The sequence below is a fragment of the Enterococcus sp. DIV0800 genome (assembly GCF_050559735.1).
GTDB classification, from domain to species: domain Bacteria; phylum Bacillota; class Bacilli; order Lactobacillales; family Enterococcaceae; genus Enterococcus_A; species Enterococcus_A devriesei.
On sequence record NZ_CP187898.1, the window covers coordinates 1,289,548 to 1,301,263 of the forward strand.

An 11,716-nucleotide genomic window follows, 5' to 3' on the forward strand; every position below is an offset into this window, starting at 1 on the left:
CCTCGCTTAAACCAATTGCTCCTGCTTTGTTTTTTGAATATATTGATCGATTTCGTTTGCTGCTATTTTACCGGCCCCCATTGCTAAGATGACTGTCGCCGCTCCGGTAACGATATCTCCGCCTGCAAAAACGCCTGGGATCGATGTCCCACAAGTTTCTTCATCTGCGTCGATATAGCCCCATTTGTTCAAAGCTAACTCTGGGAAAGTATCTAATAAAACTTTGTTCGCACCTTGACCGATTGCTTCGATCGCGGTATCTGCTTCAATAATAAATTCACTACCGGGAATCACGATCGGCCGGCGACGTCCAGATTCATCGGGTTCGCCTAATTCCATTTGCACACATTTCACCGCAGTCAAACGACCATTGCCGTCATCCATATACTCGATCGGGTTACTCAACCAATGATAATTGATCCCTTCTTCTACTGAATGATGGTATTCTTCCTCACGGGCTGGCAATTCCTCTAATGAGCGGCGATAAACGATCGAAACATTGTCCGCCCCTAATCGTTTGGCGGATCTAGCTGCATCCATCGCAACGTTCCCGCCACCGATAACCACGACATTTTTTGACTTTTGGACCGGCGTATCGTATTCAGGAAATTGATAGCCATGCATCAAGTTGACCCGCGTCAAATATTCGCTAGAAGAATAGACCCCATTCAATGAGGTTCCTTTGATTCCTTGAAATCTTGGCGCCCCTGCTCCAACAGAGAGGTAGCAGGCGTCAAATTCATCGATAATTTCATCCATAGTGATAGTTCTACCAACGACTACATTTGTTTCTAATTTGACTCCTTGAGCGATAATTCGATCGATTTCTTTTTTGACGATATTTTTTGGCAAGCGGAATTCTGGAATCCCGTAAGTCAAAACACCCCCTGGTGAATGCAAAGCTTCGTAAATCGTCACATCATAGCCTAATTTAGCCAAATCACCAGCGGTAGTTAGTCCAGACGGACCTGAACCAATTACTGCGACCCGACCTTTATCTTGCGCAACTTCTTGCACTTCATAAGGCTGATCTAAAGCCCAATCCGCTACCAAGCGTTCCAATTTCCCGATTGCTACTGGTTCAAACTTCTTAGAGCGGCCTAATCGGCAAACCATCTCGCACTGCTTTTCTTGCGGACAAACCCGTCCACAAATCGCTGGCAAGTTGGTATAACGACTTAGCACTTCATAGGCTTGAGGCATATCACCGTCTGCGATTGCTTGGATAAAGCCTGGGATATCGATCATGACAGGACAATTATCAATACAGGGCGCATTTTTACATTGCAAACAGCGACTTGCTTCCAGCTGTCCTTCTTCCAGCGTGTAACCCAACGCCACTTCATTAAAGTTATGATTGCGAATCTCAGGTGCCTGCTCTTTCATCGGTGTCTTGGTATAACTGCGTTTAGCCATTGGCGTTCACCTGCTTTTCATATCTTTCATTAGAGAGCTGTTCTTCAGGTCGATATTGCTGCATCCGATTGACAAATTCATCCCAGTCAACTTCTTCGCCTAAAAATTCAGGTCCATCCACACAAGCAAACTTAATCGAATCCGCTACTGTTACTCGGCAGCCGCCGCACATACCGGTGCCGTCAATCATAATTGGATTCAAAGAAACATAGATCGGCGTATCATATTTTTGTGCGGTAAGTGTACAGAACTTCATCATAATACTAGGGCCGATCGCCCAAGTCATTGCGACTTCTTCTCGCTTGAAAACTGTCTCCATCGCGTCCGTCACTAATCCTTTTTGCCCAACTGACCCGTCGTCGGTCATTAAGATTAATTCGTCTGAATATTTAGCACAATCTTCTTGCAAGATCAGTAATTCCGCATTTTTCGCTCCCAAGACGGTCACAACGCGGTTATCCGCCTCTTTCAGCGCCTTAACGATTGGGAATAGCGCGGCGATGCCAACACCTCCACCAACCAAGAGAACCGTCCCATAATTTTCGATGTCGGTCGCCTTACCCAGAGGGCCGACAATGTCGCTTAATGCTTCGCCTGCCATGACGGTGGCAAGCTGTGCAGTCGATTTGCCGATCACTTGAAAGATCAGCCGAACCCAGCCAGCTTCTGCATCCGTATCAACGACTGTTAATGGAATCCGTTCGCCGTACTCATCGATTCGTAGAATGACAAATTGTCCAGCCTTTGCCTTCTTGGCGATCCTGGGTGCATCGACTAGAATCTCAAATTCCGTAGGTGCCAATTCTTTTCGCTCTAATACCTTAAACAAATCTTCACCTCATTTTTTCGTAAGAACTTATTTTGCAGCTTCGATCAACGTTTTAACGAAAGCTTTCAAGACTTCTTCGTCATCATCATCCGCTTCATTTTCGATCTTCACTGTTTCAGCTGCTTTTGTCGCACCTGTTTTAGCGAAGGCTTCTTCAAAAGCAACCGCAGCGTGACAGAAGTAATCCGGATATAATTCACTATCACCGCTACCTACAACGCCGTAGACTTTGCCAGCTAAATCTTCATCGGGTAATTCTTCATGTAAATCTTCTAAATCAAAAGGCAATTCCCCATCGCCAGCTGTATACGTCGCCAATACACAGATATCCGCATCTTCGTAAAAATCAGCATCAGCATCATCCGCTTCTACTCGCTCTACGGTAATATCGTTGGCTTCAAAAGCATCCTCCAAAATCTCAGAAATGCCCTCAGTATTTCCTGTGTTTGATGCGTAAACAATTTTTGCTAGTGTCATTTTCTTCATCCTTCCTTTAATTGAAATGGTATAAATAAAGACAAAATAGACAAATAATGGTCAGGTAGCTCAAAAATTCTTTATCTATTCTGCTTATTTCAAATGAAATATTCTACAAAAAAGCGCTTTATTTTTTGTGCTCCTTTGTTATATCATACCTCAAAAATGTGAATTATTAAACATAGATAAGGCTTTTTAATTTCAATTTTTTTAATTCAGAAAAATATATCTTTTATTCGATTAAAGTTTTTTTACTAGCGCAAAAAACTAGCAAAGACCGGAATTTTTCCCCTGTGTCCCTACTAGTTTTAATTAATGAATTATTTTTTGATTTGCTCGGTGGATTTTAGAATAAATAATTGAAAATTTAATTCTTTATCTGCTTGACCGGTTTTGACTTCGTAATCATTTTCTACCAAATCATCATACATCGAGACTAATAGATTTAATGGAAATTTGGCTACCTGCTGCATCGCCAGCTTTACCCGATACGGATGAATCCCTAATGTTTCCGCGATGTTGGCTTGCTGATAACCAATCTTTTGTAAAATTTTGGTTTGTAGCAGCAGACGAATCTGCCCAATTAGAATGGCGGTCAATTTGATTGTTTCTTCCCCTTGAAGATGTAGTTCTTCGTAGGTTTGATACGCTTTAGCAGTATCTCCTTTTAAAATCTGCTCGGTTAATTCAAAAATATTATGCTCCAACGTTTTCGGGACGAGGTCCTCTACTAATTGTAAGGTTATCGTTCCACCAGCACCGGCTAAGAGCAATAATTTTTCTACCTCGTTCATCGCCTTTGATAGATCATAATCTGTCAAACGCAAAAATAGATCGAAGGCTTCCCTTGAAATTTTGATATTTTCATTACTGATATACCGCTGTAAAAAGTTACGCAGCTCTTTTTCTTGTAAAGGCGCCGCATCGATCACCGTCGTCTTTTTCAAAGCTTTAGTAATCTTTTTACGAGCATCTAGCTTGCTATAACTGGCCCAAAAGACCACAACTGACGTCTCTAAGGGTTGTTTTAGATAATCCAACAACGCATCCGTATCCTGTTCTGGCGTATTGGTTTTCTTTTCGCCAGTTAAAAAATAAGGATTCTCCACGAAGATCAAGCGGTAGTCACCAAAAAACGGCAATGTTTCAGCCTCATCAATCACCGCTCCTAGCCCACTCTCTTCCATATCAAAGGACATAAAATTTAATTCTTCTAGATTATCCTGCTTCATGCGATCAAAAAAAGCTTGCCGGACTTCCTGTGTCAGAAAATCTTCGGTACCAGTAACCAAGTATACCGGAGCTAGCGGTGCATTTCTGATTTGCTGGAGGGCCTCTTGTGTATTCATTTAAGTACTCCTATCTAAAGTTAAAAAAATCTATTTTTAATCGTTTTCATATACTCAGTGATTCGATTTTCAAAAGTTCTCTTTAAAAAATTTGAATGAATCATGTGATCTAAAACCTGCTTTTCCATGCTACCACGATTATTCCGGAAAATCTATTAGTTGTTTAATTTCCCCGCGCTTAGTTATTCCTGACCATTGGTAATAGATCATGCCGTTTTGATTGGTGCGAAAAATTTTGATGTTCTGCTCTCTTAATTTACTGATTGTTTCCGCAGTCGGATGACCGTAGCGGTTCTTTTTCCCAGCGGAAATAATGCCGTATTCCGGCGCTAATGCGGATAGAAAAGCTAGACTTGTCGACGTATTGCTACCGTGATGCCCAACCTTCAAAAAATCAGTTTTCAAACGGGGATAATGTTCTAGTAATTTTTGTTCTCCCGTCGTTTCTAAATCTCCAGTCAATAAAAATTTTTGCTGATTGACTTGAAAATAAGTGACTATGGAATCGTCATTCGCTCCTTGACTAACCGTTGGTGATAGCACGTGTAATTTCAACTGTTCGCCGATAATATCCCCACGAGTGACTAAATGAATCTTGGCTTGTTTGACTTTTGTTAAAAGTGCACGTAATTCCATTTGTGAGCCCCTGGCTAAATAGAGATTTTTTATTTTTATTTCATCAAGGACATGCCTTAATTCACCCATATGATCCGCATCATTATGAGTAATGATCAAGTGATCAACCTGGTCACAGCCTAATGATTTCAACAAGGGTAGCAGCTGATAGTCAGAACTATGTTTTTGCTTTCGCCTCTGCCATGCCGCTTGTTGAAACGTCAGACGACCTCCTGTGTCGATCAAAAATGTTTCTTGTTTGAAGGGCAGTTTGATGAATATGCTGTCTCCTTGACCGACATCCACAAAAGCCACCAGCCCTTTTTCCGAGTGAGCAATGGAAACCACCAATAGACTGGCAACTAACAATAGCCCATAGAGTTTCTTGCCGGCCTTTACTCGATCAAAACTGATTAAAACCAATCCTATTAACACTAATAATAGCAGAAAAGTTGGTTTTCCGATGGTCAAATTAGGGATCAAGAGCAGCTCTAGCACTTTTTCGACTAGTTGAAATAAGAATGCTACCAACTGACTCAAAAAGCTCGGCAGCGGAATAAAACTACCAATAAATAGCACCACGCAGCAAGGTAGGATCACCCACTCAAAAAGCGGGAATAATAATAAAGTAAACAAACCGCCCACAATCGTCCATTCACTGAAGCTATATATCAATAATGGCAAGGAACACAGCGAAAAAAGCAGACTGTGCTGCCAAGCTTTCAGTTTAAGATCTGTTAGATAAAGTAGAATTAGCGCAAAGTAAAGGCTCAATTGTGCGCCTATCGACCACAAAGCTAATGGAAAGCAAAATACCAATCCCAACAGCATAATACTCCATTGATCCAGTTTAGAAAGCGCTAACTGTAACGTTAGACAGCAAAAAGCAATCAGGAAACTCATCACTGCTCTGATCGTGCTAAAGCTTCCACCTGTCAAAAGGATCAATAGCCCACCGCTGATACTTAAAAGCACAAGTCGGGTCTCTCGAATCAAACCCAGTCGCTTCAACACAAGATGAATACCGCCTAAATAAAACTGAATATGTAACCCGGATAGCGTAAATAAATGCAACAGTCCGATTTCCCGATAAAGTGAGCCATATTCATCGAATTCTGAATCTTTGTAGCCAATCACTAACGCTTTTATATAGCTGGCTAGACGAGGTGGGTATTTGGAGTCAATTGCTATGATTAAATGTTGACGAAGATTCTTTAAATGAAAACCCGTTTGTTTTCTTAGACTAATCGAATCCGCTAATAACAGTTGGCTGATCCCTAAACTTTGATAATAGTGTCGCTGATTGAAGCCGTTCAAATTTCGTGCCGGTTCAAAATTTTGCGTTTCGCCACTAACTAGAACCTGATCCACGATTTTAGGTCCTTGCCACTGTTCTTTTTCAGCTTCTGAAGTCAGCGTATAATAAACCAAATAGGTTTTCCCGCTCAATTTTCCTTTCAATGTCAAGAAATTTCCGTCAATCGTTAGTGAGTCTGCTTCAACTTGCATGACTTGTTGAACGAGTTTTTCTTGTGGTGCCTCCAAGGCCGCGACATAAAAATAGGTTCGGACCACTACAAAAAAACTGCACAATAAAACCAAAAGCAACAGCTTGCGGTTTTTCATGCAGCAGATTCGAATGATCAAAAGACTCAATAGCACCAGCAGCCAACCATTAAATTGGTAGACAAAACTGGCTGTTATAATCGCAGCTAGGATCGGTAGGATCAAATAGTTTTTCAGCTGTTTTATTTTTTAGGAGATGTGGCAGCATCTTCTCCTAATTGTAATTTCGTAAAATACTTACTTTCCAAATGGACTTGATGAGCACTAGCTCCGACTTGATCAATCAATTCGATCGCGTAAGGATCATTACGATAGTCCTTTAAATAATGAATCTTTTTGATGCCGGCTTGCAATAAGGCTTTAGTACAAGCCAAGCACGGAAAATGAGTCACATAAACTTCTGCTTGATCCGTCGGAATACCTAACTTCGCACATTGTAAAAGAGCGTTCATCTCAGCGTGAATTGTCCGCAGACAGTGACCATCAACCACATAACATCCTTCGTCCATACAATGGACATCGCCGCTGACCGAACCATTATAGCCACCCGCGATGATTCGTTTATCTCGTACGATCGTCGCTCCTACTTCCAGTCGTGTACAAGTACTTCTCAATGACAATAAAACGGCTTGCGCCATAAAATACTGATCCCAAGGGATTCTTTCGTTCGTCAAATTGTTCGCCCTCTCTTTTTATCTTTCCTTATATTGTAATCGAGTCTTTCAAATTTTCAAGCGTCTTTTCGCCAATTCCTGAGACCTTTGTTAAATCTTCTACCGCGCGAAAACTGCCATTTTCTTCGCGGTATTTGATAATGTCGGTTGCCTTCTTCTCACCGATTCCTTTTAGCTGCTGCAATTCAGTCAGATCTGCTGTATTGATATTGATTTTTTCTGCTGTTCCTGAGCCCGTCGTTGTATTGCTTTTTCCTTGAGATACTTCATCAATCGCCGGAATAGCTTCACCGGCTTTCGGCACGTAAATAATTTCTTGATCGGTTAATAATTTTGAGAAATTCACTTGATTCTGATCGGCCTCCGAGGTGAATCCACCGGCTAAATCGATTGCATCCATCAAGCGCATCCCTTGAGTGATCCGATACATTCCAGCTTTTTTGACCGCTCCTTTGACATCCACATACCATTCTTGTTCAGTAGTGTTGGTCGTTTCTTGGAACGTGCTTTCTGAGGTGGAAAACAATTCCGGAGCAGTCGTTTCCTCAGCTGGTGTCCGTAACAAAAAGAACCCCATAAATAATCCAATAATAATGACAGGTAAGCCAAGTAAATAAGGATACTTTTTTAAGTAGTGCTTCATGATGACCTCCTTTTTATCAAAGTACGCAAAAAAAAGTGTCAGACTGTTTTAGTCTGGCACTCTTTCGTAAAAAAGGTTATTTCATTTTCGCTAAATAATCCAAAGCATCTTGCACTGTTTTAACAGGCACAATCTTCATGTCGGTATCTAGCTTCTTAGCCGCTGCCTTGGCTTCTTCGTAATTTGATTTGATGCCTGGCTGCACTTTTTCCATTTCTTTCGTGATTTCGTCGTTAGGAGCAAAGAAAATTTTATTGTCGCTGGCTGCTGCACTGGCAACTTTTTTATCGATCCCGCCGATTCGTCCAACTTCTCCATCTGGGCTGATCGTACCAGTTCCAGCGATTTTCTCGCCATGACGTAGATCTTTTCCAGTCAATTGTTCATAGATTTCCAACGTGAACATTAACCCAGCAGATGGACCGCCAATATTGCCAGCGTCAACTTTGACCTTGTCCTGTGAGTCGATCTCGGTATGATCCGTCAAGGTGATCCCAATACCAGGCTTCTTATCCGTCGGCAGCTTGATCAATTTTTCTGTAGCTTCCTTGGTTTTACCGTCATGGACATAGGTTACTTTCATTTCTTGTCCAACCTTTTGCGATTTCACATATTTCATGAAATCTTCGCTGCTAGTAAAGGTTTTTCCATCTGCTTTAGTAACGGTATCGCCAACACTAATTTTATCTGCGAAATTAGAATTTTTTTCAACGCCTAACACATAAACACCTTTATAGGTCATTTCATAAGGTTTATTTGCCAGTTTCAACGCTTGTTCGATGGCAAAATTTTGTGAAGTCTCCATATTGAATTTCTGGATCTGCATATATTCTGCGTCACTGGCCCCGCCGGTTAAATCATCTGCCGAAATAATTTCATGGAAGGGTTCAACTTTTGACTTCAAGGCCGTAAAGACCGTTGCTCGGCGAATTCCCACCGAAGTCAGGCTGAAGGAGCCTTTATGTTCATCTTCTTTGCCGTTGACAGTAATCAATTCCTTCAAATTGATCGTGTCTCCCGGCTCCTCGATATAATAAGGAATCGGCACGATTACGCAGGCAATTACTACCAATGCTAAAAATATTGCTACTAGACGTTTGACTAATTTATTGTTTTTCACTATTGATCACGCTTCTCTTCCAACACCCGATAAACTGCTTCAGGCAAGTATTCTTTGATATCCCCATTAAAGGTCCAAACTTCTTTAAGAATCGACGAACTAATGTGACTGTATTTAGGATTCGCCAACAAAAAGACCGATTCTAAGGACGAATCAAGATGCTGATTCATTAAGGCGATTTCTTTTTCGTATTCATAATCTTTGATACTACGGATGCCCCGTAACAAAAACTTGGCACCCAATTTTTCCGCCGCATTGACCGTCAGTTCACTTTCCTGGGCAAGCACACGGACATTGTGAAGATGCTGAACGGATTCCTTTACTACCGCCAGCTTTTCCTCTGGGGTGAAATAACTTTTCTTACTCGTATTCACGAAAACCCCGATGATCAACTCATCAAATAATTTCGCGCCCCGTTCGATTGTATCTAAGTGCCCCATCGTCAAGGGATCAAAACTGCCGGGAAAAAGGGCAATTCGCTTCTCCGTCATTACTCTACCTCCCAATCATAAATCGTTACCGCAGTAATCCCATAATCTTGCCGCTTGCGTTCCTTCAGCTGACCGATGGCCTCAGGCAGCACAACTTCTTTATCCGTCTCGCAAACGACCGTTACACTCTCACTCAGCAACTGGTGCTCGATCAACAGCTCAATCTGCTTGACGATCTCTTGCTTAGCATAGGGCGGGTCTAACAATACCAAATCAAATTTCAGCCCGCCAGCCGCTAATTGTTGGATAGCTTGATTGGCTGGCATTTTCATTAATTGAAAAGCCTCCGCTGTTTTAGTCATGGCGACATTTTCCCGGATAATCTCCATCGCACGGAAATTTTTTTCCACCAGCACTGCTTGATCCATGCCTCGTGAAACAGCTTCGATTCCCAATGATCCACTGCCAGAAAAAAGATCTAGCGCGACCCCGCCATCAAAATAGGGCCCAATCATATTAAAGATTGCCCCTTTCACTTTATCTGTCGTTGGCCGCGTATTGTTTCCCGCTAAAGTTTTCAATTTACGACCGCCGAATTCACCTGCAACCACTCGCATGACTTACCTGCCTCTTTCTGCATTAAAAATTTGTTCTCTCTATTATCAAAGAAAAAGATGAAAAATGTTTGAACAAATCAGACATTTTTCACCTTACTTAGACTGTTTCTGCTAATCGAATCTTTGTATTGGCTTCTACGACATCTAACTCATCGTCATCTTTCACTTGATAAGCGGCCTTTGTTCCGATTCGATCGGCGAAATTCATTTCGATATCTGGTCGGTACGAACGTTCGACTTGGCGTACAAAATGCAGTCCTTGCAGCTTTTCTTCCGTTTCTTCCACCAATTCTTCATTCACATACAAAACGACATACTTCATTTTACGTGAAACGAAATGGATCAAGCCAAAGCGTTTCAAGTTTTTTAATTGTTTAAGTGAATACACCCAAACAATGATTCCACGTCGTTTTTGCATCACAAATTCAGTATTATCCATGACAATTCCCCTTACAACTGCGATTCTCTGTTTCAAAAAAAGGATTTCCTGCATCCACCTTGATCTCTAAAGAAATCGTCTGGGCTAATCGTTGCCCAATCTCGTCTAATAACTGTTGAAAATCAGTTTCCGCCAGTCGATAGCTTGCGACTTTTTCATTTAGATCCAATGCTCGCTTACTTAGCCGAACTTTTCGCTGTTGCTGACGATAATCTGGTGCGTATTCGCCGTATGCCGCGATTTGCTCAAACTTTTCTTTTTCCCGCTGAAAGGCCTTTTTCAACTTTACTACATCCTGGCAAGCATCCATTGCTCGCTTTGTCTGCAAATAATTTTTATAGCTTTGACTTGTCACTATACATTGAATCAATCGTTGATTCTGATCTTCTAATTGAAAAAACGCATCATTAATAATCAAGTTACTCACTATCCTTTGTTTTCTCTGGTTCCTGTATCAAGACTAGCACACTCTCTTGATTAAATGCAACGCCTAAGCTATTAGCATCGGGATCATCGTACAGCTCGTTTAAGCGATCTCGACTAATCCAATTAAACAAGCTAAAAAGAGGATCAACCGTTGGCGAATAAAACAAGCCGGAGATATAGTCAGTTTCCTCAGCTTTTGCCAGCTTTTTCAGTTCGGCTGGAGCTAGTTCAAAAGATAAATTACTTAAATGAGCGCTTTGATCAGTCTCCCACTCTTCCATCCGTTCTTGACTTAGAACTTTCTTCGGACTCGTTAAAAAAGTTTTTAACAGGTCTTTACTAGCAGTCATTGCGGTGTTGTTTGCCTGGAAGACTGGCAGCTTATGCAACGTGCGGTACTGATTGATCGATTCGATTAAGCGTGTCTGCTTTTGCTGATTCAGCACGTTCCAATCTAGATTGCTCTCTTGAATCCGATTTGCCAATGGATTGCCACTGTTGATCTGATAGGGCATTAAGCGTAACAGGTTTTCAATGTCTAAATAGGCTGCACCAATCAGTTTGTCACTATCTCCATTAAAAAAGAGGATCGCGAAGGTATCATTCTTAAATGCGATTAACGGTCGGTAACGCATATCATTTTCACTCAGCTCGATTACTACGGGTTCTTCATCGTAATCCAAAGCAAAATCAGCTGAGAGATTGATTTGTTCCGACAATTGCCGATTGGTCATGCCAAATTTAAAGGGTTCGAGTTCACCTTTTTGCGACATTACTTTAATCGTACTGACGTTTCCCGCTTCGACATTGACCTCAAGCATTCCTTGATCCAAAGAATAATAACGCGTTTGAAAGAAGAAGCCGCTGTCTTCTATTTTAGTCGGTTGTCCAAATGTTGCTTCAAATTTCCCAACCGGCTGCTTAATGTATTCAGCATAGCCCTCGGTTTCGATCGTCTGATGCTTCAACGCTTTGTGACGAACTGTTCGCTGATTTTGCTCGACTTTTTTAGTTTCCGGTGCTGGCGGAAAGAGTACTGGCTGTAAGTAATAACCAATCAATACAATTATCAAAATACTTAGAAAACCAATCACTCTCTTCACACAACAACGCT

At 41.6% G+C, this 11,716-nt stretch carries 13 protein-coding genes; all 13 read right to left on the reverse strand.

The window, feature by feature from the left end; genetic code table 11:
- Nucleotides 1-6: 6 nt before the first annotated feature.
- On the reverse strand, nucleotides 7-1,416 hold the full coding sequence (gene gltA, locus IGI54_RS06275; RefSeq protein ID WP_430620198.1) for an NADPH-dependent glutamate synthase: 1,410 nt from the start codon (nucleotides 1,414-1,416) through the stop codon (nucleotides 7-9).
- Nucleotides 1,409-2,245 (reverse strand): sulfide/dihydroorotate dehydrogenase-like FAD/NAD-binding protein, encoded by an 837-nt coding sequence (locus tag IGI54_RS06280; RefSeq protein ID WP_430620199.1) that lies wholly within the window; start codon nucleotides 2,243-2,245, stop codon nucleotides 1,409-1,411. Before IGI54_RS06280 ends, gltA begins: the two co-directional genes overlap by 8 nt.
- 27 nt (nucleotides 2,246-2,272) lie before the next feature.
- Complete coding sequence (locus IGI54_RS06285) at nucleotides 2,273-2,722, reverse strand: flavodoxin (RefSeq protein ID WP_430620200.1); 450 nt, start codon at nucleotides 2,720-2,722, stop codon at nucleotides 2,273-2,275.
- A 320-nt stretch (nucleotides 2,723-3,042) separates the two neighbouring features.
- Nucleotides 3,043-4,071, reverse strand: coding sequence for a DNA polymerase III subunit delta (gene holA / locus IGI54_RS06290; protein ID WP_216429121.1), 1,029 nt, complete (start codon nucleotides 4,069-4,071; stop codon nucleotides 3,043-3,045).
- A 138-nt stretch (nucleotides 4,072-4,209) separates the two neighbouring features.
- Nucleotides 4,210-6,417 (reverse strand): DNA internalization-related competence protein ComEC/Rec2, encoded by a 2,208-nt coding sequence (locus tag IGI54_RS06295; RefSeq protein WP_430620201.1) that lies wholly within the window; start codon nucleotides 6,415-6,417, stop codon nucleotides 4,210-4,212.
- Between the two features lie 17 nt (nucleotides 6,418-6,434).
- Nucleotides 6,435-6,926, reverse strand: a complete 492-nt coding sequence (locus IGI54_RS06300; protein ID WP_071861422.1) for a ComE operon protein 2 — start codon at nucleotides 6,924-6,926, stop codon at nucleotides 6,435-6,437.
- Nucleotides 6,927-6,954: 28 nt separating this feature from the next.
- Nucleotides 6,955-7,569 (reverse strand): helix-hairpin-helix domain-containing protein, encoded by a 615-nt coding sequence (locus IGI54_RS06305; RefSeq protein WP_430620202.1) that lies wholly within the window; start codon nucleotides 7,567-7,569, stop codon nucleotides 6,955-6,957.
- 76 nt (nucleotides 7,570-7,645) lie between these two features.
- Nucleotides 7,646-8,689, reverse strand: coding sequence for a SepM family pheromone-processing serine protease (locus tag IGI54_RS06310; RefSeq protein WP_430620203.1), 1,044 nt, complete (start codon nucleotides 8,687-8,689; stop codon nucleotides 7,646-7,648).
- A complete protein-coding gene (coaD, locus tag IGI54_RS06315; RefSeq protein WP_216429117.1) occupies nucleotides 8,689-9,180 on the reverse strand; it encodes a pantetheine-phosphate adenylyltransferase in 492 nt (163 codons plus the stop codon). The genes IGI54_RS06310 and coaD overlap by 1 nt, the downstream gene beginning before the upstream one ends.
- Nucleotides 9,180-9,737: a 16S rRNA (guanine(966)-N(2))-methyltransferase RsmD gene (gene rsmD, locus IGI54_RS06320; protein ID WP_071861426.1), complete on the reverse strand. Its 558-nt coding sequence runs from the start codon at nucleotides 9,735-9,737 to the stop codon at nucleotides 9,180-9,182. The genes coaD and rsmD overlap by 1 nt, the downstream gene beginning before the upstream one ends.
- A gap of 97 nt (nucleotides 9,738-9,834) precedes the next feature.
- Entirely contained in the window at nucleotides 9,835-10,182 is a 348-nt protein-coding gene (locus IGI54_RS06325; protein WP_174784454.1) for a YlbG family protein, read from the reverse strand.
- Nucleotides 10,169-10,594 (reverse strand): YlbF family regulator, encoded by a 426-nt coding sequence (locus tag IGI54_RS06330; RefSeq protein ID WP_430620204.1) that lies wholly within the window; start codon nucleotides 10,592-10,594, stop codon nucleotides 10,169-10,171. The genes IGI54_RS06325 and IGI54_RS06330 overlap by 14 nt, the downstream gene beginning before the upstream one ends.
- A gap of 1 nt (nucleotide 10,595) precedes the next feature.
- Nucleotides 10,596-11,705 (reverse strand): CAP-associated domain-containing protein, encoded by a 1,110-nt coding sequence (locus tag IGI54_RS06335; RefSeq protein ID WP_430620205.1) that lies wholly within the window; start codon nucleotides 11,703-11,705, stop codon nucleotides 10,596-10,598.
- Between the last annotated feature and the right edge of the window lie 11 nt (nucleotides 11,706-11,716).